General features: G+C 60.6%; 16 protein-coding genes and 3 rRNA genes. 13 read left to right on the top strand and 6 right to left on the bottom strand.

What is annotated here, in order from left to right:
* Window positions 1–38 precede the first annotated feature (38 nt).
* A complete protein-coding gene (locus H2O77_RS16585; RefSeq protein WP_107335861.1) occupies window positions 39–830 on the bottom strand; it encodes an outer membrane protein assembly factor BamD in 792 nt (263 codons plus the stop codon).
* A gap of 106 nt (window positions 831–936) precedes the next feature.
* On the opposite strand from H2O77_RS16585, the gene rluD reads away from it, so the two are divergent.
* The 5 genes from rluD to ilvN all read left to right on the top strand — a co-directional run bounded on the left by rluD (window position 937) and on the right by ilvN (window position 8,460).
* The gene (rluD, locus tag H2O77_RS16580; RefSeq protein WP_043337181.1) at window positions 937–1,890 is read left to right on the top strand and encodes a 23S rRNA pseudouridine(1911/1915/1917) synthase RluD; all 954 of its coding nucleotides are present in this window, start codon (window positions 937–939) and stop codon (window positions 1,888–1,890) included.
* Between the two features lie 39 nt (window positions 1,891–1,929).
* A complete protein-coding gene (gene pgeF, locus H2O77_RS16575; RefSeq protein WP_153636652.1) occupies window positions 1,930–2,706 on the top strand; it encodes a peptidoglycan editing factor PgeF in 777 nt (258 codons plus the stop codon).
* 311 nt (window positions 2,707–3,017) lie between these two features.
* Window positions 3,018–5,666, top strand: a complete 2,649-nt coding sequence (gene clpB / locus H2O77_RS16570) for an ATP-dependent chaperone ClpB (RefSeq protein ID WP_215823570.1) — start codon at window positions 3,018–3,020, stop codon at window positions 5,664–5,666.
* Window positions 5,667–6,244: 578 nt separating this feature from the next.
* Entirely contained in the window at window positions 6,245–7,969 is a 1,725-nt protein-coding gene (locus H2O77_RS16565; protein ID WP_215823569.1) for an acetolactate synthase 3 large subunit, read from the top strand.
* The gene (ilvN, locus tag H2O77_RS16560) at window positions 7,969–8,460 is read left to right on the top strand and encodes an acetolactate synthase small subunit (protein WP_043337227.1); all 492 of its coding nucleotides are present in this window, start codon (window positions 7,969–7,971) and stop codon (window positions 8,458–8,460) included. Before H2O77_RS16565 ends, ilvN begins: the two co-directional genes overlap by 1 nt.
* A 74-nt stretch (window positions 8,461–8,534) precedes the next feature.
* On the opposite strand, the gene ilvY is transcribed toward ilvN, so the two are convergent.
* The gene (gene ilvY / locus H2O77_RS16555) at window positions 8,535–9,464 is read right to left on the bottom strand and encodes an HTH-type transcriptional activator IlvY (protein WP_043337230.1); all 930 of its coding nucleotides are present in this window, start codon (window positions 9,462–9,464) and stop codon (window positions 8,535–8,537) included.
* A 320-nt stretch (window positions 9,465–9,784) separates the two neighbouring features.
* Between ilvY and ilvC the strand changes: the two genes are divergently transcribed.
* The 5 genes from ilvC to rrf all read left to right on the top strand — a co-directional run bounded on the left by ilvC (window position 9,785) and on the right by rrf (window position 17,432).
* On the top strand, window positions 9,785–10,801 hold the full coding sequence (ilvC, locus tag H2O77_RS16550; protein WP_043337232.1) for a ketol-acid reductoisomerase: 1,017 nt from the start codon (window positions 9,785–9,787) through the stop codon (window positions 10,799–10,801).
* Window positions 10,802–11,010: 209 nt separating this feature from the next.
* Window positions 11,011–11,862 carry a CDP-diacylglycerol--serine O-phosphatidyltransferase gene (gene pssA / locus H2O77_RS16545; protein WP_043337235.1) on the top strand — a complete coding sequence of 284 codons (852 nt, stop codon included), beginning with the start codon at window positions 11,011–11,013 and terminating at the stop codon, window positions 11,860–11,862.
* 647 nt (window positions 11,863–12,509) lie between these two features.
* Window positions 12,510–14,050: ribosomal RNA gene (locus tag H2O77_RS16540) — 16S ribosomal RNA — on the top strand.
* A 243-nt stretch (window positions 14,051–14,293) separates the two neighbouring features.
* Window positions 14,294–17,180: ribosomal RNA gene (locus H2O77_RS16535) — 23S ribosomal RNA — on the top strand.
* A 136-nt stretch (window positions 17,181–17,316) separates the two neighbouring features.
* Window positions 17,317–17,432: ribosomal RNA gene (rrf, locus tag H2O77_RS16530) — 5S ribosomal RNA — on the top strand.
* Together the 16S, 23S and 5S rRNA genes form the textbook arrangement of a ribosomal RNA operon.
* A 782-nt stretch (window positions 17,433–18,214) precedes the next feature.
* On the opposite strand, the gene H2O77_RS16525 is transcribed toward rrf, so the two are convergent.
* Window positions 18,215–19,114 (bottom strand): Tim44-like domain-containing protein, encoded by a 900-nt coding sequence (locus H2O77_RS16525; protein WP_215823568.1) that lies wholly within the window; start codon window positions 19,112–19,114, stop codon window positions 18,215–18,217.
* Window positions 19,115–19,188: 74 nt separating this feature from the next.
* Between H2O77_RS16525 and H2O77_RS16520 the strand changes: the two genes are divergently transcribed.
* Entirely contained in the window at window positions 19,189–19,794 is a 606-nt protein-coding gene (locus tag H2O77_RS16520) for an isochorismatase family protein (RefSeq protein WP_240548646.1), read from the top strand.
* 27 nt (window positions 19,795–19,821) lie between these two features.
* Here the strand turns inward: H2O77_RS16520 and yaaA are convergent, their stop codons facing one another.
* The 3 genes from yaaA to H2O77_RS16505 all read right to left on the bottom strand — a co-directional run bounded on the left by yaaA (window position 19,822) and on the right by H2O77_RS16505 (window position 22,282).
* Complete coding sequence (yaaA, locus tag H2O77_RS16515; protein WP_215823567.1) at window positions 19,822–20,610, bottom strand: peroxide stress protein YaaA; 789 nt, start codon at window positions 20,608–20,610, stop codon at window positions 19,822–19,824.
* A 107-nt stretch (window positions 20,611–20,717) separates the two neighbouring features.
* Complete coding sequence (locus H2O77_RS16510; protein WP_043336565.1) at window positions 20,718–21,170, bottom strand: DMT family transporter; 453 nt, start codon at window positions 21,168–21,170, stop codon at window positions 20,718–20,720.
* Between the two features lie 80 nt (window positions 21,171–21,250).
* Window positions 21,251–22,282: an NADP(H)-dependent aldo-keto reductase gene (locus H2O77_RS16505; protein WP_215823566.1), complete on the bottom strand. Its 1,032-nt coding sequence runs from the start codon at window positions 22,280–22,282 to the stop codon at window positions 21,251–21,253.
* A gap of 317 nt (window positions 22,283–22,599) precedes the next feature.
* On the opposite strand from H2O77_RS16505, the gene H2O77_RS16500 reads away from it, so the two are divergent.
* Together H2O77_RS16500 and H2O77_RS16495 are read left to right on the top strand one after the other, a co-directional pair.
* Window positions 22,600–23,085: a sel1 repeat family protein gene (locus H2O77_RS16500; protein WP_215823565.1), complete on the top strand. Its 486-nt coding sequence runs from the start codon at window positions 22,600–22,602 to the stop codon at window positions 23,083–23,085.
* A 247-nt stretch (window positions 23,086–23,332) separates the two neighbouring features.
* Complete coding sequence (locus H2O77_RS16495; RefSeq protein ID WP_107335865.1) at window positions 23,333–23,839, top strand: hypothetical protein; 507 nt, start codon at window positions 23,333–23,335, stop codon at window positions 23,837–23,839.
* Window positions 23,840–23,937 lie beyond the last annotated feature (98 nt).

Below are 23,937 nucleotides of genomic sequence, written 5' to 3'. Positions count from 1 at the left end.
ATGATCACGGGCTTTTCGATGGTGACGCCTGCCGGTCGTCAGACCGTCAGGTCGTCAGCCTTCACGTAACGCGGCTCGAAGGTACGGCCATCCAGACGTTCGTTGTCCGGATCATTCTGGATCAGCACCTTGAGCGTCTCGCTGGCACGGTCACGCAGACCGAGGCCCAGATAGCCCTCGACCATCACGGCCAGCGCATCGCGGGTGGCAGGAGTGTTAGGGTAGTGCTCAATGACCCACTCACCCCGCTTCACGGCAGCCAGATAGGCCTGCTTGCGCAGGTAGAAATCGGCTGTCTGCAGCTCGCCGCGCGCCAGTACGTTGCGCAGATAGATGATGCGCTGACGGGAATCTGCCGCGTAGGTGCTGTTGGGGAAGCGACGTACCAGCTCACCGAAGTCGACGTAGGCATCGCGTGTCGCGCCCAGGTCACGCTTGGAAATATCGATCAGATCGAGGGATTCCAGGCTGAAACGACCCGCGCTGTACGCTGCCAGTCCACGCATGTAGTAGGCATAATCGACCTGCGGGTGATCGGGGTGCAGGCGAATGAAACGGCTGGCCGCGGCGCGTGCCGCCTCCCAGTTGTCGACCTGGTAATAGGCGTAGATCAGCTCCAGCTGCGACTGTTCGGCGTAGCTGCCGAACGGGAAGCGAGTATCCAGGGCTTCAAGTTGTTGCACAGCGGAGTTGAAGCGGCTGGTATCCAGGGAAACCTGGGCCTGACGATACAGGTCCTGCTCCTGAAGATCCGGTGCCGGCTCGTTGGACGCACAGCCAGCCAGCAAGGTGCTGGCCAGGGCGAGGGCAGTCAAGGGAAGGGCGCGCATCGGTTTCCTCATCTCGGGCAATCCATGGCGGGCATGCTAGAATCCGCCGATCCGCACTCACTATAAAGCAAAGGCCCTTTCGTGCGAAACGGCCTCAGAGAGCAATATGGCAGACACCATCAACCGCGAAGAGCGGATCCCGGAGGCGATGATTGGCATGCGCCTTGATCAGGCCTGCGCCGAGATCTTCTCCGACTATTCCCGCGAGCGTCTCAAGCACTGGATCAAGACCGGTGCGCTGACCCTCGACGGTGCCGCCGTCAAACCCCGCGAGAAGGTCTATGGCGGTGAACGTCTGGCCCTGACCGCCGAGCTTGAAGAAGAAGTCAGCCACGAGCCGGAAGATATCGAGCTCGAGATCGTCTATGAAGACGACGACGTGCTGGTCATCAACAAGGAGCACGGCATGGTCGTGCACCCGGGCGCGGGTAACCACGATGGCACGCTGCTCAACGCCATCCTGCATCATTGTCCGGGCAATTCCATGATGCCGCGTGCCGGCATCGTGCACCGTCTCGACAAGGACACCAGCGGACTGATGGTGGTGGCCAAGTCATTGACCGCCCAGGCGGACCTGGTCGAGCAGCTGCAGGCCCGTACCGTGTCGCGCGAGTACGATGCCGTCGTCACGGGCGTGCTGACCTCCGGTGCCACCGTGGATGCGCCCATCGGGCGTCACCCCAAGGACCGCAAGCGTCAGGCCGTCACTCACAGTGGCAAGCCGGCGATCACCCACTTCCGCGTGGTGGAGCGCTTCCGGGGGCACACCCATATCCGCTGCAAGCTGGAAACCGGGCGTACCCACCAGATTCGCGTGCACATGGCGCACCAGCGCTATCCGCTGGTCGGAGACCCGGTCTACGGCGGGCGTCTGAAGCTGCCGCCGGGGGCCAGTGACCCGCTCAAGGAGCTGCTGCGTCAGTTCCCGCGTCAGGCACTGCATGCCCGTCGTCTCGCCTTCATCCACCCGATCACGGGCAAGGAAGTCGAATTCCGCGCCGAGATGCCGGGCGACATGCTGGTGTTGATCGACTATCTCAAGGAAGACATCGCTCGCTGAGGCGGCAGGCTCGCGCGACACGCCGCACAAGGAGAGGTTATGCACGACGAGAGTCTACGCCCGACCCTGATACTGCCGGACTGGCCCGCGCCGAGTCCGGTGCAGGCCTTCGTGACCACGCGTGAGAGCGGCCCCAGCCAGGGGCCGTATGCCGGCTTCAATCCGGCGCTGCATGTCGGCGATGACCCGGCGATGGTGGCGCAGGTGCGCGAGCTGCTCGCGGCGGAGGTCGATGATGGGCGTCCGCTGGCGTGGCTGGATCAGGTGCACGGCACTCAGGTGGTGGATGCCTTCGATGTCTGCCATGGCGAGGACCGGCCGGATGCCCCGCCACGGGCGGATGCCTGTATCAGTACAGGGACCGGGCAGGCCTGTGTGGTGATGACGGCGGACTGCCTGCCGGTGCTGTTCTGTGATCGGCAGGGCACGCGCGTCGGCGTGGCGCATGCGGGTTGGCGCGGGCTGGTCGAAGGCGTGCTGGAAGCCACCATCGAGCGTCTCGGTGATGACCCCGGCGAGCTGATGGCCTGGCTGGGCCCGGCGATCTCCAATGCGCAGTTCGAGGTCGGCCCCGAGGTGCGTGACGCCTTCATCGCGGACTTGCCTGAGGCCGATGACGCCTTCGAGGCCAGCCCCTACCGGCTCGGTCACTACATGGGTGATCTCTACAAGCTGGCACGCCTGCGTCTCGAGCGTGCCGGGGTCGGTCATGTCAGTGGCGGCCACTTCTGTACTGCTTCTGAATCCCGCTTCTATTCCCACCGGCGTGATGATGGCGTGACCGGACGCCTCGCCACGGTGATCTGGCTGCGCTGAGGCGCTGATCAGGGATCTCTGATCGGGACTTGGATCAGCGCATTCCGCCAGCTCGACATGCAGTACCCACAAACGCCCCGCCAACCTGATGTCTCAGGTTGGCGGGGCGCTTCTGTGTCTGGCAATGATGATGGCCGGCGGGGGTAGCCGGAATCTGACCTGGATCAGGCAAATGCCACAACATGCTGCAGCGCGGCGAATCCTGCCTTGAAAGCCGTGCACCAGCCCCCATCTTGAGAGTCAGATACGAAATGTTACAGGCGAAGCTCCTGAGAAAAGGAGTACCGCCATGACTCTCAGGAGAAGGCACCATGCGCATCGACAAACTCACCAGCAAGCTGCAGAACGCTCTGGCGGATGCCCAGTCGCTCGCCGTCGGGCGAGGTCACAATGAAATTCACCCGCAGCATCTGCTGCTGGCACTGCTGGAAGACCGCGATGGCGGTCTCAAGGCACTGGTCAACAAGGCGGGCGGCGATGCCACCAGTCTGATGAGCGGCCTCAAGCGCCAGCTGGATGACCTGCCGACCGTGTCCCAGTTCGACGGCAATGTCGCGCCCTCGCAGGCCCTCGGCAAGCTTCTGAATCTGGCCGATCGTGAAGCGCAGAAGCGCGGCGATCAATACATCGCCTCCGAGCTCGCGCTGCTGGCCGCGCTGGAGCTGGGTGGTGATCTCGGCAAGCTGTTCACCTCCTCGGGCATCAAGAAGCCCGCCCTGACGTCCGCCATCGATGCGCTGCGCGGTGGCGAAGCCGTGGGCGATGCCGATGCCGAGAACAATCGTGAGGCGCTCAACAAGTACACCCTGGATCTGACCGAGCGTGCGCGTGATGGCAAGCTCGACCCGGTGATCGGGCGTGACGAGGAAATTCGCCGCACGATCCAGGTGCTGCAGCGTCGCACCAAGAACAACCCGGTGCTGATCGGTGAGCCCGGCGTCGGCAAGACCGCCATCGTCGAGGGGTTGGCCAGCCGTATCGTCAATGGCGAGGTGCCGGAAGGCCTCAAGAACAAGCGCGTGCTGTCTCTCGACATGGGCTCGCTGCTGGCGGGGGCCAAGTTCCGTGGCGAATTCGAGGAGCGCCTCAAGTCGGTGCTGAAGGAGCTGGCGCAGGAAGAAGGCCAGGTCATCCTGTTCATCGACGAGCTGCACACCATGGTCGGCGCGGGCAAGGCCGAAGGCGCGATGGATGCCGGCAACATGCTCAAGCCGGCGCTGGCGCGTGGCGAGCTGCACTGTGTCGGTGCCACCACGCTTGACGAGTATCGCCAGTACATCGAGAAGGACGCCGCGCTGGAGCGCCGCTTCCAGAAGGTGCAGGTCGACCAGCCCAGCGAGGAAGACACCATCGCCATCCTGCGTGGCCTGAAGGAGCGCTACGAGGTGCACCACGGGGTCGACATCACCGACAGCGCCATCATTGCCGCCGCGCGGCTGTCCTCGCGCTACATCACGGACCGCCAGCTGCCGGACAAGGCGATCGACCTGATCGATGAGGCCGCGTCACGCATCCGCATGGAACTGGATTCCAAGCCGGAGGAGATGGACCGTCTCGACCGCCGACTGATCCAGCTCAAGATGGAGCGTGAAGCGCTCAAGAAGGAAACCGACGAGGCGGCGCTCAAGCGTCTCGGGGCGCTTGAGGACCAGATCTCGGAGCTGGAGCGGGAATACGCCGACCTCGATGAGGTCTGGAAGGCCGAGAAGTCCAGCATTCAGGGCGCGGCCCAGTTCAAGGCCGAGCTGGAGCAGGCGCGTATCGATCTGGAGCAGGCACGCCGCGCCGGCGACCTCAGCCGCATGTCGGAACTGCAATACGGCGTGATTCCGGGGCTCGAGAAGCAGATCAGCGAAGCCGGCGAAGGCGAGGCGGATACCTCCGCCCACGTGCTGCTGCGCTCCAATGTCACCGAGGAGGAGATTGCCGAGGTCGTCTCGCGCTGGACCGGCATTCCGGTCGCCAAGATGCTCGAAGGCGAGCGTGACAAGTTGCTGCGCATGGAAGAGGCGCTGCACGAGAAGGTGATCGGCCAGGACGAGGCGGTGATCGCGGTGTCCAATGCGGTGCGTCGCTCACGCGCTGGGCTGTCCGATCCGAATCGTCCCAACGGCTCCTTCCTGTTCCTCGGTCCGACCGGTGTCGGCAAGACGGAGCTCTGCAAGTCACTGGCCAACTTCCTGTTCGACACCGAAGAGGCGATGGTGCGCATCGACATGTCCGAGTTCATGGAGAAGCACTCCGTGGCTCGCTTGATCGGCGCGCCTCCCGGTTATGTCGGCTATGAAGAGGGCGGCTATCTGACCGAGGCCGTGCGCCGCAAGCCGTACTCCGTGCTGCTGCTCGACGAGGTCGAGAAGGCGCATCCGGATGTCTTCAACATCCTGCTGCAGGTGCTGGAAGATGGCCGCCTGACCGACGGTCAGGGACGTACCGTCGACTTCCGCAACACCGTGATCGTGATGACCTCCAATCTGGGCTCGGAAATGATCCAGCGCATGAGCGGCCTCAATGGCGAGCTGGCGGAAGACGAGGGCAGCACGGAAAGTGTCGACGAGCGTGCCGAGCGCAAGGCGGCCTTCCAGTACGACGACATGAAGACGGCGGTGATGGAAGTCGTCGGCAATCACTTCCGCCCGGAGCTGATCAACCGCATCGATGAAGTGGTCGTGTTCCACGCGCTGGGACAGGCGCAGATCGCCTCCATCGCGGGCATCCAGCTTGAGCGTCTCAAGGCGCGTCTGGCCGAGCGTGATCTCGGCTTCGAGATCACCGACCCGGCGATGGCGTTGCTGGCCAAGGCCGGCTTCGATCCGGTCTATGGCGCTCGCCCGCTCAAGCGCGCCATCCAGAGCCGCATCGAGAACCCGCTGGCCCAGGCCCTGCTGGGCGGTGACTTCGTGCCCGGTGACGTCATCCATGTCGGCGAAGAGGGCGGGGAGTTGACCTTCACGCGCTGATTCGCACGCCCGTGAGTGACGCCCCACCGTGACGGAAGCACGCCCTTCCGCTTGCGGTGGGGCGTTTTCGTGTCTGCCGCCTGGGCGCAAAAAGACAACCCGGCGTGAGGCAGGCTGAAATTCACGAAGCAGAAAATTGCGAATTTATCGCTATTGGTGAGGTTTTACGCACGCTTATGGCCGGATTCGTTGTTATAGGTGTGGCATTTGGCGCAGGCGGCGCACACTGGCGTAAGGTTGAGTTGACAGCCCCTTGCGGCTGTTGGACTCTTGACCATTCCTGATTGCGGGCGCGGCCATTCGGGCGACCCTCGAAGCGCCGCGTGAAGGACAGACGCTGAGTCGCTGTCCGCCTGTCAAAGGATACGCCGGTCCGGGTACGCCAACCGTACCGACCGGCCATCAGCCCCGACCGCATCCAACCGATGCGACAAGAGTGCAGGCCCTAACCGGGCCGCAGACGCCAGGGTTTGGCATCAGGTGCCGCAATTTCTGCGGTAGCGACATTCAGGTCGCACTCGATCCGGCTTGCGCATTGCCGCCGGACGCACTCGAGACCTCCAGGGGAGAATAACCAAGTGGAATTGCTTTCCGGCGCTGACATGATCGCCCGCGCCCTGCATGACGAGGGCGTGGATTATATTTACGGCTATCCCGGTGGAGCGGCGCTGCATATCTATGACGCCCTGTTCCGCCAGGACAAGGTCCAGCACATTCTGGTCCGTCACGAGCAGGCCGCGACCCACGCCGCCGATGGTTACGCGCGCGCCTCCGGCAAGCCGGGTGTGGTGCTGGTCACCTCAGGCCCGGGCGCGACCAACGCTGTCACCGGCATCGCCACGGCCTACATGGACTCGATCCCCATGGTCGTGCTGTGTGGTCAGGTCGCCAGCCACCTGATCGGTGAAGACGCCTTCCAGGAAACCGACATCGTCGGTGTGACTCGCCCGATCGTGAAGCACAGCTTCTCGATCAAGCACCCGAGCGAGATTCCCGAGGTGATCAAGAAGGCCTTCTATCTGGCCTCCAGTGGTCGCCCGGGGCCGGTCGTCATCGATATCCCGAAGGACATGACCGCCCCGACCGAACGCTATGAGTACAGCTACCCCAAGAAGGTACGCATGCGCTCCTATAGCCCGGTCACCCGTGGCCACAGTGGCCAGATCAAGAAAGCCGTCGAGCTGATGCTCAAGGCACGTCGCCCGCTGTTCTTCACCGGCGGTGGTGTGGTGTCCGGGCGTGCCAGCGAAGCGCTGACTGACCTGGTGCGCCGCCTCAACTTCCCGATCACCACCTCGCTGATGGGCATCGGTGCCTACCCGCAGGGCGATCGGCAGTGTCTGGGCTGGCCCGGCATGCACGGCTCCTACGAGTCGAACAATGCCATGCACCACACCGATCTGATCATCTGCATCGGTGCGCGCTTCGATGACCGCGTGACCAACAACACCTCGAAGTTCTGCCCGACGGCCAAGATCATCCACGTCGACATCGATCCGAGCTCGGTCTCCAAGACCGTGCGCGCCGATGTGCCTATCGTCGGTCCGGCCGATGCCGTGATCAACGAGATGATCAGTCTCGTGCAGGGTCGCGAGCTGGCCAATCCTGATGCACTGGAGGCCTGGTGGTCCCAGATCGATGGCTGGCGTGCCGAGCGTGAAGGCAAGCTGTATGAGCCGTCCGCCCCGGGTGAGCCGCTCAAGCCGCAGCAGGTGGTGGAAGCCGTGCACCGCGCGACGCGTGGTGAAGCTTTCGTCGCCACCGATGTCGGTCAGCACCAGATGTTCGCCGCCCAGTACTACAAGTTCCAGCGCCCCAACCGCTGGATCACCTCCGGTGGTCTGGGCACCATGGGCTTCGGCTTCCCGGCGGCCATGGGCATCAAGATGTCCTACCCGGAAGACGATGTGGTGCTGTTCACCGGTGAGGGCAGCTTCCAGATGATGATGCAGGAGTTCTCGACCTGTAAGCAGTACGGGATCGGGGTCAAGATCATCAACCTCAACAACCAGTCGCTGGGCATGGTGCGTCAGTGGCAGGACCTGAACTACAAGTCCCGTCACTCGCATTCCTATATGGAGTCGCTGCCTGACTTCGTGCAGCTGGCGGGTGCCTATGGCTTCCGTGCCATCAAGGTGCACACGGTGGAGGAGCTCGAGCCTGCGCTGGAAGAAGCCTTCCGCAACAAGGACGAGCTGGTGTTCCTCGACATCTATGTCGACCCGCGTGAACACGTCTACCCGATGCAGGTGCCTCTCGGCTCCATGCGTGACATGCTGCTTACGAAGACGGAGCGGACCTGATGCGCCATATCATCTCCATTCTGATGGAAAACGAACCGGGCGCGCTGTCACGGGTCGTCGGCCTGTTTTCACAGCGCAACTTCAACATCGAGACCCTCAACGTGGCCCCGACCGAAGACGCGACCCTTTCTCGTCTGACCGTCACCACGGTCGGTGAAGATCGCGTCATCGAGCAGATCACCAAACACCTCAACAAGCTGGTGGATGTGGTCAAGCTGGTGGATCTCACCGAGGGCAGCCACATCGAGCGCGAGCTGATGCTGGTCAAGGTCAAGGCGTTGGGCGCCCAGCGTGACGAGATCAAGCGCACGGCGGACATCTTCCGTGCCCAGATCGTCGACATCACGCCGAGCCTCTACACCATCCAGATCACCGGCGACGGTGGCAAGCTGGATGCCTTCCTGGCGGCGATGCAGCCGGTAGGCGTGCTGGAAGTGGCACGTACCGGTGTCTCCGGCATTGCCCGCGGTGAGAAGGTATTGAGCCTGTAAGACGGTGGTGGTGGAATCGCAAGACAAGAACGGCGCCCCTCGGGGCGCCGTTTTCGTTGGCTCGCTATCAGGTATCAGTCAGCGGGGCGCTGCGGCGAGCCGGGCAGTTGCTCCCACAACGCGCGCACCAGCGGATGTCGCAGGCGTTTTTCCTGTACGCACAGGCCGACCTTGTAGGGGGTCAGCGGCGGATCGACATCAAGGATGCGCACCTGGTCGGCCAGCGGCGAATTGTCGAGCACGATCTGCGGCACCACGCCGATCCCGAAGCCCAGTCCGACCATGCTGACGATGGCCTCGTTGCCGGCGACCTGGGCATACAGGCGCGGCTTGATGCCGCGTGTGTGGCACCAGGCATCGAAGCGCTCGCGCGCCAGGCCGGTCTCCGACAGGATCATCGGCACGCGCGTCCAGTCGATGTGGTCGTCGCCCGCCGCCGAATCGTCCGCCTCGCCGATGCCTTCCAGTTGCTGGCCGGGGCCATCACGACGCGGGGCAATGAAGCGCAGTGGCGACTCGGCGAAGTCGGTGAAGGCGAGACGGGAAGGCAGCACGTCGGGGCGCGCGGCGATCGCCAGGTCCTCGTGCCCCATCAGGACACGCTCCAATGCCACGGCGGGGTCGCCGGTATGCAGCTTGAGCTCCACATGCGGATGGCGGGCACGGAAGGTGGCCAGAATCTCGTAGAGAAAGCTGTAGCTGGCGGTCACCGAGCAATACAGGGAGAGCTCGCCGCGCAGCTCATCGCTGTCTTCCAGCAGTGACTGGCGAATGTCATCCCATTGACTCAGGAGTTCGCGAGCATGACGACGGAAGCGTTCACCCGCCGGTGTCAGCGCGACGCTGCGGTTGTCGCGTTCGAACAGGCTGACGCCCAGCTCTTCCTCCATGGCCCGGATGGCGCGTGACAGGGCAGAGGCGCTCAGGTGGCAGGCTGTGCTGGCGCGCCCGAAATGCAGCGTTTCGGCGAGGGTCAGGAATTGCTTGAGTTGACGATTGTCCATGCCGGAGTCCGCTGTCGGTGAGTGCTGAAGGCGGAAATGCCTTGTGTTGCGCAATATGGCATATGATGGTGCAAATATAGCATTTTACGCAATGTCGAGGTGCAGGTAAGGTGGACTCATCGCCGCGCAGGAGGAGGACGGCAGACCTTGATCCAAGGCGCACGACCTCCCCAGGACGCAGAGCGGCCGAGACAGATGGCCGTCGGCGCTGGACACTGTCATACGCCTTTCCCTCGCGGGAAGGGTCGCAAGAACAACAGACACTCTTTCAAGATCTCACGCCATCCCGCTGACGGGGTGAGCCGCCAGGAGCAATGACGATGAAACTCTATTACGACAAGGATTGTGACCTCTCCCTCATCCAGGGCAAGAAAGTGGTCATCCTCGGTTACGGTTCCCAGGGCCACGCCCACGCGAACAACCTGAAGGAATCCGGCGTCGACGTCACCGTAGCCCTGCGTCGCTCTTCCTCCAGCTGGGCCAAGGCCGAAGCGGCTGGCCTGAAGGTTGCCGAAGTCGAGGAAGCGGTCAAGGCTGCCGACCTGGTCATGATCCTGGCGCCGGACGAGAACCAGAAGGCCATCTACGAGAACCAGGTGGAACCGAACCTGAAGCAGGGCGCGACCCTGGCCTTCGCTCACGGCTTCAACGTCCACTACAACCAGGTCGTGCCGCGTGCTGACCTCGACGTCATCATGATCGCGCCGAAGGCACCGGGTCACACCGTGCGTTCCGAGTTCGTGAAGGGCGGCGGTATCCCGGACCTGATCGCCATCCACCAGGATGCGACTGGCCAGGCCAAGGACATCGCACTGTCCTACGCGGCAGGCGTCGGCGGCGGTCGTACCGGCATCATCGAGACCACCTTCAAGGACGAGACCGAAACCGATCTGTTCGGTGAGCAGGCTGTCCTGTGTGGTGGCGCGGTCGAGCTGGTCAAGATGGGCTTCGAGACCCTGACCGAAGCGGGCTACGCACCGGAGATGGCCTACTTCGAGTGTCTGCACGAGCTCAAGCTGATCGTCGACCTGATGTACGAAGGCGGCATCGCCAACATGAACTACTCCATCTCCAACAATGCGGAGTATGGCGAGTACGTGACCGGCACCGAAGTCATCAACGAGCAGTCCCGTGTCGCCATGCGCAATGCACTCAAGCGCATCCAGAGCGGTGAATATGCCAAGATGTTCATCCAGGAAGGCAACACCAACTACCCGTCCATGACGGCCCGTCGTCGCCAGAACGCCGAGCATCCGATCGAGCAGACTGGTGAGAAGCTGCGCGGCATGATGCCGTGGATCACTGCCAACCAGCTGGTCGACAAGTCACGCAACTGATCCTGGCTATTGGGTCCGGCGTGAAATGAGCGGGGCGCTCTCCATCAGGAGGGCGCCCCGCTTGCGTTGTTGCTCTATAAGCGCTATCGAATGGGAGAGGGAAGTGACAGTCGACGGTGAGGCCGCTAGGGTGTCACCACTATTCGCGCTCACTGGCAGGTGTAGAATGTGGTTACCCTGCCACGACGAGGCATGATGCAAGGAATCCCATGACTGACGAAAATCGACATCCCGGCGCAGAAGAAGCCCCCGAAGCACAGACACGCCGCAGCAGTTCAGTGCTGGACAAGGTAGTGGAGGAGTTCACCGACGACAGCGAAGTCGTGGAAGAAGCCATCGAGGACGGCAAGCCCGTTCGTCGGCGTGGCATCTATCTGCTGCCCAACCTGTTCACCACCTCCGCGCTGTTCTCCGGCTTCTTCGCTGTGGTGTGTGCGCTGAACGGGGAGTTTGCCAACGCCTCCATCGCCATCTTCGTCTCGATGGTGCTCGACGGCCTGGACGGTCGTGTGGCGCGCCTGACCAACACCCAGAGCGCCTTCGGCGCCGAGTACGACAGCCTCGCGGACATGCTGTCCTTCGGCGTGGCGCCGGCGCTGGTCACCTTCAGCTGGATTCTGCAGGATGTCGGCAAGATCGGCTGGATCGCCGCCTTCGTCTACGTGGCAGGCGCTGCGCTGCGTCTGGCGCGCTTCAACGTCCAGATCGGCTCCACCGACAAGAAGTGGTTCATCGGTCTGCCGAGTCCGGCAGCGGCGGCACTCGTGGCCGGCTGCGTATGGACCATGCACAACTTCGACGCCGAGACCTTCGCCTTCAAGTCGCTGATGGTCTTCGTGGTCGCGGCTGCCGGTATCCTGATGGTGTCGAACATTCGCTACTACAGCTTCAAGGAAATCGACCTCAAGGGGCCGGTACCCTTCGTGGCGCTGCTCGCTATCGTGCTGGCCTTCGTGGTCATCTCGCTGGAGCCGTCCGTGATGCTGCTGGGCCTGTTCGGTTGCTATGTCGCCAGTGGCCCGATCATGGCGCTGGGGCGCAAGCTGCGCGGTAACAAGTAAGCGTCAGCTGTCAGCAATGTGATGATCGATATTCGGCCCCGCCATTCCTGGCGGGGCCGAATGCGTTTCTGGCCGGGAGAAGATGTCAGCAAGCAACGGCGCGACGAGGACAAGAAGAAAAGAGAAGCAGTATGAGGAGGGGAGAGAAAGGCAGAGCAGAGATGTCACCCGTATGTCCCGAGAATGACAATCTCTTGAAAAAGCCCTTGCCCTCACGGCGGTTCGTGCGTAAAGTACGCATCCGCTGCCGGGGACGCATGGCGTTACCAGCGGTGAAAGAAGTTTGCAGGTGATTGTTTTGCTTGATGTTTTTGAAGCCCGCTTCGAATTCATCGATTGACAATCCCGGGCGATTCGCTAGAATACGTCGCACTCCTTACGGAACAGGTGATCGAGCAACGCTCCTCACCGCTTGATGATGCTTAGAGGCAGTCGACTGACTCATCATCAAGTGCTTGACTTCTCAAGCGTTCCAAGTAGAATATGCCTCCTCGCTTAACAGCGACGCTCTTTAAAAATTTGATCAGGTAATTCGTGTGAGCGCTTGCCGATGAGTGGTGACAAGGTCACCAAATATCGGAGCAAGCCTCTCACGAGAAGTTTGACTCTGAACCAAGTTTGGTCTGCTTAACAGACTATCAAGCTTTCAACTGAAGAGTTTGATCATGGCTCAGATTGAACGCTGGCGGCAGGCTTAACACATGCAAGTCGAGCGGAAACGATCCTAGCTTGCTAGGAGGCGTCGAGCGGCGGACGGGTGAGTAATGCATGGGAATCTGCCCGATAGTGGGGGACAACCTGGGGAAACTCAGGCTAATACCGCATACGTCCTACGGGAGAAAGCAGGGGATCTTCGGACCTTGCGCTATCGGATGAGCCCATGTCGGATTAGCTTGTTGGTGAGGTAATGGCTCACCAAGGCGACGATCCGTAGCTGGTCTGAGAGGATGATCAGCCACACTGGGACTGAGACACGGCCCAGACTCCTACGGGAGGCAGCAGTGGGGAATATTGGACAATGGGCGAAAGCCTGATCCAGCCATGCCGCGTGTGTGAAGAAGGCCTTCGGGTTGTAAAGCACTTTCAGCGAGGAAGAACGCCTTGGGACTAATACTCCCGAGGAAAGACATCACTCGCAGAAGAAGCACCGGCTAACTCCGTGCCAGCAGCCGCGGTAATACGGAGGGTGCAAGCGTTAATCGGAATTACTGGGCGTAAAGCGCGCGTAGGTGGCTAAGTCAGCCAGGTGTGAAAGCCCCGGGCTCAACCTGGGAACGGCATCTGGAACTGCTTGGCTAGAGTGCAGGAGAGGAAGGTAGAATTCCCGGTGTAGCGGTGAAATGCGTAGAGATCGGGAGGAATACCAGTGGCGAAGGCGGCCTTCTGGACTGACACTGACACTGAGGTGCGAAAGCGTGGGTAGCAAACAGGATTAGATACCCTGGTAGTCCACGCCGTAAACGATGTCAACTAGCCGTTGGGTCCCTTGAGGACTTAGTGGCGCAGCTAACGCAATAAGTTGACCGCCTGGGGAGTACGGCCGCAAGGTTAAAACTCAAATGAATTGACGGGGGCCCGCACAAGCGGTGGAGCATGTGGTTTAATTCGATGCAACGCGAAGAACCTTACCTACCCTTGACATCCAGAGGACTTTCCAGAGATGGATTGGTGCCTTCGGGAACTCTGAGACAGGTGCTGCATGGCTGTCGTCAGCTCGTGTTGTGAAATGTTGGGTTAAGTCCCGTAACGAGCGCAACCCCTATCCTTATTTGCCAGCGAGTAATGTCGGGAACTCTAAGGAGACTGCCGGTGACAAACCGGAGGAAGGTGGGGACGACGTCAAGTCATCATGGCCCTTACGGGTAGGGCTACACACGTGCTACAATGGCAAGTACAAAGGGTTGCAATACTGCGAAGTGGAGCCAATCCCATAAAGCTTGCCTCAGTCCGGATTGGAGTCTGCAACTCGACTCCATGAAGTCGGAATCGCTAGTAATCGTGGATCAGAATGCCACGGTGAATACGTTCCCGGGCCTTGTACACACCGCCCGTCACACCATGGGAGTGGACTGCACCAGAAGTGGTTAGCCTAACCTTCGGGAGGGCGATCACCACGGTGTGGTTCATGACTGGGGTGAAGTCGTAACAAGGTAGCCCTAGGGGAACCTGGGGCTGGATCACCTCCTTATCGACACTGTCTACTGCTCGCGGCAAGTGCTCACAACGAATTACCTGATCTTATTGCTGGCTTAGCCGGCAGTGGCAAGCGTGCTCAACAAAGCGCGCTTCTCACTGTTCTCTGAACAGCCGCTCTTTAACAATGTGAATCATGCTGACGATAGATATGTGCGCCAAGCGCATGTCTATCAAAACGATATGTCGGAGAGGTCCGACAGATTCGTAATCCTTGACAGACCCCTTGGGGTTATATGGTCAAGCGATTAAGCGCATACGGTGGATGCCTTGGCAGCCAGAGGCGATGAAGGACGTGATAGCCTGCGATAAGCGTTGGCGAGGTGGCAAATACCCTGCGACCCAACGATTTCCGAATGGGGAAACCCACTCACCATCAGGTGAGTATCTATAGGCCAATACATAACCTATAGAGGCAAACCCGGGGAACTGAAACATCTAAGTACCCGGAGGAAAAGAAATCAACCGAGATTCCCCAAGTAGCGGCGAGCGAACGGGGACCAGCCCTTAAGCGTGACAACTGACAGACGAACAAGCTGGGAAGCTTGACGATACAGGGTGATAGTCCCGTAGTCGAAGTCTGAGTCACGTGAAATCGAGTAGGTCGGGGCACGAGAAACCTTGACTGAACATGGGGGGACCATCCTCCAAGGCTAAATACTCCTGGCTGACCGATAGTGAACCAGTACCGTGAGGGAAAGGCGAAAAGAACCCCGGCGAGGGGAGTGAAATAGATCCTGAAACCGTATGCGTACAAGCAGTGGGAGCACCTTCGTGGTGTGACCGCGTACCTTTTGTATAATGGGTCAGCGACTTATATTCTGTGGCGAGCTTAACCGTATAGGGGAGGCGTAGGGAAACCGAGTCTTAACTGGGCGACCAGTCGCAGGGTATAGACCCGAAACCGGGCGATCTATCCATGGCCAGGGTGAAGATTGAGTAACATCAATTGGAGGCCCGAACCCAAGTATGTTGAAAAATGCTGGGATGAGCTGTGGATCGGAGTGAAAGGCTAATCAAGCCCGGAGATAGCTGGTTCTCCTCGAAAGCTATTTAGGTAGCGCCTCACGTATCACCGCTGGGGGTAGAGCACTGTTTCGGCTAGGGGGTCATCCCGACTTACCAACCCGAGGCAAACTCCGAATACCAGTGAGTGCAGCGTGGGAGACACACAGCGGGTGCTAACGTCCGTTGTGAAAAGGGAAACAACCCAGACCGTCAGCTAAGGTCCCAAAATCCTGATTAAGTGGGAAACGATGTGGGAAGGCTCAGACAGCTAGGAGGTTGGCTTAGAAGCAGCCATCCTTTAAAGAAAGCGTAATAGCTCACTAGTCGAGTCGGCCTGCGCGGAAGATATAACGGGGCTAAATCAGGTACCGAAGCTACGGGTTCATCCTTATGGATGAGCGGTAGAGGAGCGTCGTGTAAGCCAATGAAGGTGGATTGAGAAGTCTGCTGGAGGTATCACGAGTGCGAATGCTGACATGAGTAACGATAAGGGGAGTGAAAAACTCCCCCGCCGGAAGACCAAGGTTTTCTGTTCTACGTTAATCGGAGCAGAGTGAGTCGGCCCCTAAGGCGAGGCGGAAACGCGTAGTCGATGGGAAACGGGTTAATATTCCCGTACCGGATGTGGTTGCGATGGGGGGACGAAGAAGGCTAGGTGAGCCAGGCGTTGGTTGTCCTGGTGAAAGCATGTAGGCCGAGGAATCAGGCAAATCCGGTTCCTCTGAGGTCGAGATGCGAGACGAACTGACCACGGTCAGGAAGTCATCGATGCCACGCTTCCAGGAAAAGCCTCTAAGCTTCAGATCACATGCGACCGTACCCCAAACCGACACAGGTGGTCAGGTAGAGAATACCAAGGCGCTTGAGAGAACTCGGGTGAAGGAACTAGGCAAAATGGCACCGTAACTTCGGGAGAAGGTGCACCGGTTCGAGTGAAGGACTTGCTCCGTAAGCTCTTACCGGTCGAAGATACCAGGTGGCTGCAACTGTTTATTAAAAACACAGCACTCTGCAAACGCGCAAGCGGACGTATAGGGTGTGACGCCTGCCCGGTGCCGGAAGGTTAATTGATGGGGTTAGCTCACGCGAAGCTCTTGATCGAAGCCCCGGTAAACGGCGGCCGTAACTATAACGGTCCTAAGGTAGCGAAATTCCTTGTCGGGTAAGTTCCGACCTGCACGAATGGCGTAATGATGGCCACGCTGTCTCCACCCGAGACTCAGTGAAATTGAAATCGCAGTGAAGATGCTGTGTACCCGCGGCTAGACGGAAAGACCCCGTGAACCTTTACTATAGCTTTACACTGGATGCTGATGTTGTCTGTGTAGGATAGCTGGGAGGCTTTGAAACCACGTCGCCAGATGCGGTGGAGCCAACCTTGAAATACCAGCCTGACATCATTGGCGTTCTAACTCAGGTCCGTTATCCGGATCGAGGACAGTGTATGGTGGGTAGTTTGACTGGGGCGGTCTCCTCCTAAAGAGTAACGGAGGAGCACGAAGGTACCCTCAGCACGGTTGGAAATCGTGCATTGAGTGCAAGAGCATAAGGGTGCTTGACTGCGAGACAGACACGTCGAGCAGGTACGAAAGTAGGTTCTAGTGATCCGGTGGTTCTGTATGGAAGGGCCATCGCTCAACGGATAAAAGGTACTCCGGGGATAACAGGCTGATACCGCCCAAGAGTTCACATCGACGGCGGTGTTTGGCACCTCGATGTCGGCTCATCACATCCTGGGGCTGAAGTCGGTCCCAAGGGTATGGCTGTTCGCCATTTAAAGTGGTACGCGAGCTGGGTTTAGAACGTCGTGAGACAGTTCGGTCCCTATCTGCCGTGGGCGTCGGAAGTTTGAGAAGAGCTGCTCCTAGTACGAGAGGACCGGAGTGGACGAACCTCTGGTGTTCGGGTTGTCATGCCAATGGCATTGCCCGGTAGCTACGTTCGGACGGGATAACCGCTGAAAGCATCTAAGCGGGAAGCCCCCTTCAAGATGAGACTTCCCTGAGGCCTTGCGCCTCCTGAAGGGCCCTTGAAGACTACAAGGTTGATAGGCTGGGTGTGGAAGCACAGCAATGTGTTGAGCTAACCAGTACTAATTGCCCGTGAGGCTTGACCATATAACACCCAAGGGGTTTGCTTCGGCAAACGCCGGGATTGCGACAGGATCGAGACATATCGGTCAGCATGATTCATATTGCGAGTCGCGAGGCCAAAAGCCTCGAGACTCAGGCATCGCAAGATGCCACCGTTTCGCCTGACGACCATAGCGAGCGTGAACCACCCGATCCCATGCCGAACTCGGAAGTGAAACCGCTTAGCGCCGATGGTAGTGTGGAGTTTCTCCATGTGAGAGTAGGTCATCGTCAGGCACTTATACCGAACCGCCCCTGTAGCCTTGCTGCAGGGGCGGTTCTCTTTGTGCGCAGGAAAAGTGGTGCTCAGGAAAGAATGCGGCTAGAACAGTTTCTCCCTGCAAGAGTCGCGGAGGGCCGCCCCACGACAGTCATGAAAAGCTCGTCAGGCACTTGTCCCGCACCGCCCCTGTCGCTTTGCTGCAGGGGCGGTGCTGTCTGTGGCAGTGCATAGGGGGTGCAAGGCGCCCTGCTGAGGAAGGGAGGTACGCAGAGATCCGCCTGTGGACAAGCGGAATCTGGGAGCGGCACCTGAATTATCCACAAGAGCTTGGCGAGCATGAGGTGTTTCCTGGGGTAGGCAAGCCTTGCTGAAACCTTGGGTACAGCCGGCTGATGGTGGGGGCTGATCAGGCGTCGCGGGTTCTGCACCTCAGGGTTGCTCATGTTTTTTACGGTCAGGCTGAACTAAAGCTCAATCGGCGACTCTGAGTATGTGAGTTTCGACGTTCCCTTGCTTAGAAACTTGTCTGTGCTATCCCATCAGCAGACTTTTTGCGATCTGGCGCTCCTGCCTTGCAGTCGAGCAGCCTATCCGCCGGTCACTTCCCCAGTGGCCGGTTTTTTTATGCCTGTCATTCTGACGGTGCCTTTGTGGCCTTCGGCGAACTGTTTCGAAGCCTCTGGTGACCCTCTGCAGCGAGACACAAAAAAGCGGCCGGATGAGTGATCATCCGGCCGCTTTGGCGTCTGATGTGGCCCTCACGGAGTGAAGGTCACGTCAGTGAGCAAGGAACGGTTTAGCTGTTCTGCTCGATGCCCTGGATGTGCCAGTCGGCGCCATCACGCAGCTCACGGACCAGGTGCCAGGTCTCGTTGAACTCGTTCTGCTCGCCATTTTCATCCAGCACGCCGTGGAACAGGACCGTCGCTTCCGCCTGCTTGCCAATCTCCTGCACGCTGCCCAGTTCAGCAAACAGACGCACGATCTCGGTACGGTTGTTGGCCGGTTGCTGAGCGCGCTCTTCACGCAACAGATTGTAGAGCTCTGGCGTGACGTACTCCTGAATGCGCGGCAGGTCGTTGTTGTCCCAGGCGCGCTGCAGCGTCATGAAGTGTTCCTTGGCGCCGCCGAGGAACTGCTCCTTGTCGAACCAGGCCGGTTCGCTGGTCGGGGCACCGCCTGTCAGGCCTGCCCCGATACCACCGGCCGGCGCAAGCGACTCGCCTTGCGGCTGATGCGCTTCACGCGCCTGCACATTGCGCGGCTGGTCATCGTGGCGTGTAGAGGAACCACCACCACTACCTGCTGGCCCGCCGCTCGCCATGGCGGCCTTCTTGCGCGCGCTGAGGAACTTGAAGGCGATGAAGGCGATCACCGCGATGATCAGGAAGTCTGTCATGCGCAGACCATCGAAGGCGCCGCCGAAGAACAGCGATGCCAGCAGGCCGCCTGCCAACAGGCCTGCCAGAGGTCCGGCAAACTTGGACAGGCCGCTGGAGGGTTTGGACTTCGCTGCGTTGCTGCTGTTGGTGGCCTTGTTGCTGCCAAACAGTGAGCTGGAGGATTTTCCGCTGTCAGCGGATCGTGAGTAGCTACCGAAACTCTTGCCGCCGCCGAGGCGCTTGGCCTCTGCGTGTTCGACGCTCAGACCGAAGCCGAGCAAGCCGACCATCAGCATGATGAACAGATGGCGCATGTGGGATCTCCTTGGATGCGCTAGCGTGTAAGTGGAAGCTCCATTCTAGCCTTAGAATCGTCGTGGGAGGACCAATGGACGACGAAAAGTCTCAACACCTGATGGCGAGGCGATCCTTGTTGTTGCTGATCGATTTCCAGGCTCGCCTCATGCCGGTTCTGAGTGGCGGAACCGAGGCCATCAACAGTGCCATCTGGCTGGGCGGAATTGCCCAGGCGCTGGAAATTCCCGTCTGGCTGACCGAGCACTGTCCCGACAAGTTGGGCGCAAGTGCTCCGATGACGCATCTACTGAGCGAGCGCACCCGCTGCTTCACCAAGCGCAGTTTCAGTGCGCTGGATGCGCAGGACTTTCGCAAGGCATTGGAGCAGAGTGGCTGTGACCAGTTGGTGATATGTGGTGCCGAGGCGCACGTCTGTGTGATGCAGACCGTGCTGTCCCTGTGTGGCGCAGGCTATCGAGTGGCGCTGGTCGCCGATGGGGTCGCCAGCCGCCGCCCGCGGGAGGCGGCACTGGGAGTGGCCCGCTGCGAGGCCGCGGGCGCCAGTATCGTCAGTGCCGAGATGGTGGCGTATGAATGGCTTGGGTGTGCAGATCACGTCCTGTTCGGCGATATTCATCGCCGTTACCTCAAACCGCGCGCCGCAGAACACCTGACTTTCCCGGGGCTGGGCGAATGAGGTGTGAAGTGACCCGTCGGTCACGTATCAGGCGCGTGCCGCGTCGGCCTCACTGCGCGTGAAGACCAGCGTATCGCCCTCAGAGGCGGCATTGGAGAAGCGATAACCGGCCACGTCGAAGTCCTTGAGGTCTTCGGCTGTCTCGATGTCGTGCTTGAGCATCCAGGCGCTCATCAGGCCGCGTGCACGCTTGGCGTAGAAGCTGATGATCTTGGACTGGCCATTCTTCTCGTCCTTGAACACCGGCGTCACGATGCGGTGGCGGAACCCCTTGGCATCAATGGCCTTGAAGTATTCATTGGAGGCCAGGTTGACCAGTATCGGCGTGCCGCTGTCTTCCACCGCCTGCTCCAGTGCCGGAGTCAGCGTCTTGCGCCAGTAGGCGTAGAGGTCCTTGCCGGCCGGGTTGCTCAGACGCGTGCCCATCTCGAGACGGTACGGCTGGATAAGATCCAGCGGGCGCAGCAGCCCATAGAGGCCGGAGAGAATGCGCAGCTTGTGTTGTGCGCGTTCAAAATCTTCCTCGCTGAACGAATCCGCCGCCATGCCCTGATAGACATCCCCCTGGAAAGCCAGCACCGCCTGTTTGGCGTTATCCGGCGTGAAGGGCGGCTGCCATTCCTGGAAGCGAGCGGCATTGAGGCCGGCCAGCTTGTCGGAGAGCTTCATCAGGCTTGCGATGTCCTGCGGCGACTGCTCGCGCAGGATGTCGATCAGCGGTTGAGCCTGCTCGAGAAAATCGGGTTGGCTATGACGGGAGGTCACGGGGGCGCTGTCGAAATCCAGCGATTTGGCGGGCGAAATCACACTCAGCATGTAGACCTCCTGGCAGGGAAAGGTCTCAGTATATCAGGCAGACAAGATGGCCCCGAGTCCGCCAGGACTATCGGGGCCATAGATTGCACTGCGTGACGCCAGAGGCATCAATAGCGGCGGATCAGGAAGACCCCCGCGAACAGCAGCAACACGCCTGCCACGCGCCCCAGCGAAAGATCATGCTGCGGGAAGGTCGCCCAGCCGAAGTGATCCAGCACTACCGAGGCCGTCAGCTGCCCCGCCAGAAAGGTCGCCATCATGGTGGCAGCGCCCAGCTTGGGCACCAGTATCACGCTGGCCGCGACGAAGAAGGCGCCCAGCAGACCGCCGGTCCAGCTCCACCAGGGGGCCGCTTTCAGGGCGCCGACGCCCGGCATGGGCAGGCGCATGGCCAGCACGATGACGACCAGCGCGATCGAGCCGACCACGAAGCTGACCATGGCAGCCATGAGCGAACTGTGGGTCTGCAGGGCCAGCGTGGAATTGACGCCAGCTTGAATCGGCATCATGGCACCGGCGGCGACAGCCATGAGGATCATGCTCAATTCAGCGGGATTCATGAGGGGTCCTTGGTCACGAGCAGGCCGGTCATGATGACCGGCCTGTCGGGGTTGTGTATCCGTTACGGGTCAGAGGCGATTCAGGGGCACGGGTTGGGCGCGGTGTTGTGGATCATCTCGATCTCGGCCAGCACTTCCTCGCTCAGCTCCACCTCGAGGCTTTTGATGTTGCTTTCCAGCTGGGTCATCGTCGTGGCACCGATGATGTTGCTGGTCAGGAACGGGCGAGTGTTGACGAAGGCGAGGGCCATCTGGGCCGGATTCAGGCCGTGACGGCGGGCGATGTCCACGTAGCAGGCGATGACGTGCTGAGCCGGCTCGGCGTTGTAGCGCTGGAAGCGCTCGAACAGCGTCAGGCGAGCGCCTTCCGGACGGGCGCCGTCCAGATACTTGCCGGACAGGGTGCCGAAGGCCAGCGGCGAGTAGGCCAGCAGGCCGACATCTTCGCGGTGCGCGAACTCGGCCAGGCCCACTTCGAAGCTGCGGTTGACCAGGTTGTACGGGTTCTGGACGCTGGCCACGCGCGGCAGGTTCAGGCGCTCGGCCAGGTTCAGGCACTGCATCACGCCCCACGGCGTCTCATTGGACAGACCCACGGCGCGAATCTTGCCGGCGGTGATCAGCTCGCCGAGTGCCGACAGGCTTTCTTCCAGCGGCGTCATGTCTTCCTCTTCGGTCGGCTGGTAGCCCAGCTTGCCGAAGAAGTTGGTCTTGCGGTCCGGCCAATGCAGCTGATAGAGGTCGATGTAATCGGTGCCCAGGCGACGCAGGTTGTCGTCACAGGCGGCGATGATCTGCTCACGCGTCAGGCGTGAACCACCGCGCAGGTAATCCATGCCCGGGCCGGTGACCTTGGTGGCGATCTTGACCTGATCACGATTGCCGCGTGTCGCCAGCCAGCTGCCGATGTATTCCTCGGTGCGGCCCTGGGTCTCGCCATTCGGGGGCACCGGGTACATCTCGGCGGTATCGATGAAGTCGATGCCAGCGTCTAGCGCACGGTCCAGCTGTTGGTGGGCATCGGCTTCGCTGTTCTGCTCGCCGAAGGTCATGGTGCCAAGGCATAGCAGACTGACGTCGATGCCAGTACGGCCAAGAGCTCTACGTTGCATGCAGGATTCCCCTATCGGGTAGGTGTCAATGTAGCGGGCAGGACGAGTGCTTCCAGCACGCGCGTGGCGCGCGGTTCGCGCGCGTACTTTACCCCAAGGATGGCGCACATATTAGCAGCGTAACAAAAACCCACAAGGCGGGCTTGAGTCCCCCCGATTGCGCGAGTATGCTTGGCGCCCCGCTGTCAGGGGAGCAGTCTTTCTAGGCCGCCCGCAAGGGCAAACTGACAGTGTTGGCAAGGAGAATAGCGTCGCGGGCTCAGGATCGGGCCAGGACACGGCGTCACCCCTCTTATTCTGTATCAAGGTTACTCGTCATGCCGCAGGCCCCAACCCTGATGACTGGACTGAAATACCGCCTGGCGGAGCGTCTGTTCCACGCCTCCTGGCTGTCCGGCTCTCAGCAGAAGCATCGTCTGACCATGCGTCTGTTCAATCACTGCGCCAATGCCGGTCACACCGGTGCGTTGTCATTGTACGGGCACATGCTGTTCCAGCGCGGCAACTCCGCTCAGGAAAAGGCCAAGGGCGCGCGTTTCGTCATCAAGGCCGCGCAGGCCGGCGACGTGCATGCCCAGTATCAGGCGGCGCGTATCTATGAGTATGGCTGTGCCCAGTATCAGAGCGATCCGGCCAAGGCCGTGACCTGGTACGCACGTGCCGCCGAGTGCCGCCATGCTCTCGCGGCCCAGCGCCTGGCGCGTGCCTATCGTGAAGGCTCCCTCGGTCTGGCGGTCTGTCCGCACAAGGCCGAGCAGTGGGAAGCCCACGCCCGCACGGGTGGTGACGCAGACCTGCACTGACCTGATGTACCAGCTGCTGTACTGCCCTCGCTGCCACTGACAACGCCCTCTTCGTGAGGGCGTTGTCGTCTCTGGCCCTACCGCGCGCGTCTCTTGAACGTGATGCCAGCGTGATGGAGCAGATCGACCTGATGCCTGCGTTGACAGCGTCGCGCTCAGGACTCGCCAAGCAGGGGGCAATTCCCGTAACCTGAGGACATTCAACCTCTTCTCGCCCGGGCCCTGTCTGCCTGAGATACCTTGGGAGATTCGTGTGACGCTGCCTATTCTGCTCGATATTGAAGCCTCCGGCTTTGGCCGTGGTAGCTATCCGATCGAGATCGGGCTGGCGCGTGCCGACGGCAGCAGTTGCGCCTTCCTGATACAGCCTCTTGATGAGTGGGTGCATTGGGACCCCAAGGCCGAGCTGTTGCACGGCATCTCACGGGCGCGGCTGGCACGCGAAGGGCGGCCAGTGCGTGAGGTGGCGCAGTGGGTCAATGATGAGCTGGGTGAGGCGGGAATCGCCTATAGCGACAGCTGGGGCTACGACAATACCTGGCTCTCGCTGCTGTTCTATCATGCCGGCATGCTGCCGCGCTTTCGTCTCGAGGCGCTCAGACGGCTGCTCGATGAGGAGCAGCTGAATTGCTGGGCGGAGCTCAAGGAAGCGGTGATCGCCGAGGGTGGCATCCAGCGCCATCGCGCCGGAGACGACGCCCGTCTGCTGCAACTCACCTGGCAGAAAGCCCAGTCGATCGGGCGAAGCGAATAAGCCTCCGCCGGATGCCTCGGGGTCTACGCCTGGCGGCATGAGCGACACTGCTGTCAGGCCGGGTGTTGTCAGGCGGAGCAGTGAGCACGAGATAGCGC

The organism is Cobetia sp. 4B (assembly GCF_018831605.1).
Taxonomy (GTDB): Bacteria; Pseudomonadota; Gammaproteobacteria; order Pseudomonadales; family Halomonadaceae; genus Cobetia; species Cobetia amphilecti.
Note: the sequence above shows the minus strand (reverse complement) of the source record. Positions and strands in the feature narration are given on the sequence as shown.

Excerpts from the sequence above, each read along its gene's own strand:
- H2O77_RS16585 (WP_107335861.1), bottom strand. The coding sequence starts at position 830 with ATGCGCGCCCTTCCCTTGACTGCCCTCGCCCTGGCCAGCACCTTGCTG.
- rluD (WP_043337181.1), top strand. The coding sequence starts at position 937 with ATGGCAGACACCATCAACCGCGAAGAGCGGATCCCGGAGGCGATGATT.
- pgeF (WP_153636652.1), top strand. The coding sequence starts at position 1,930 with ATGCACGACGAGAGTCTACGCCCGACCCTGATACTGCCGGACTGGCCC.
- clpB (WP_215823570.1), top strand. The coding sequence starts at position 3,018 with ATGCGCATCGACAAACTCACCAGCAAGCTGCAGAACGCTCTGGCGGAT.
- ilvN (WP_043337227.1), top strand. The coding sequence starts at position 7,969 with ATGCGCCATATCATCTCCATTCTGATGGAAAACGAACCGGGCGCGCTG.
- ilvY (WP_043337230.1), bottom strand. The coding sequence starts at position 9,464 with ATGGACAATCGTCAACTCAAGCAATTCCTGACCCTCGCCGAAACGCTG.
- ilvC (WP_043337232.1), top strand. The coding sequence starts at position 9,785 with ATGAAACTCTATTACGACAAGGATTGTGACCTCTCCCTCATCCAGGGC.
- pssA (WP_043337235.1), top strand. The coding sequence starts at position 11,011 with ATGACTGACGAAAATCGACATCCCGGCGCAGAAGAAGCCCCCGAAGCA.
- H2O77_RS16525 (WP_215823568.1), bottom strand. The coding sequence starts at position 19,114 with ATGCGCCATCTGTTCATCATGCTGATGGTCGGCTTGCTCGGCTTCGGT.
- H2O77_RS16520 (WP_240548646.1), top strand. The coding sequence starts at position 19,189 with ATGGACGACGAAAAGTCTCAACACCTGATGGCGAGGCGATCCTTGTTG.
- yaaA (WP_215823567.1), bottom strand. The coding sequence starts at position 20,610 with ATGCTGAGTGTGATTTCGCCCGCCAAATCGCTGGATTTCGACAGCGCC.
- H2O77_RS16510 (WP_043336565.1), bottom strand. The coding sequence starts at position 21,170 with ATGAATCCCGCTGAATTGAGCATGATCCTCATGGCTGTCGCCGCCGGT.
- H2O77_RS16505 (WP_215823566.1), bottom strand. The coding sequence starts at position 22,282 with ATGCAACGTAGAGCTCTTGGCCGTACTGGCATCGACGTCAGTCTGCTA.
- H2O77_RS16500 (WP_215823565.1), top strand. The coding sequence starts at position 22,600 with ATGCCGCAGGCCCCAACCCTGATGACTGGACTGAAATACCGCCTGGCG.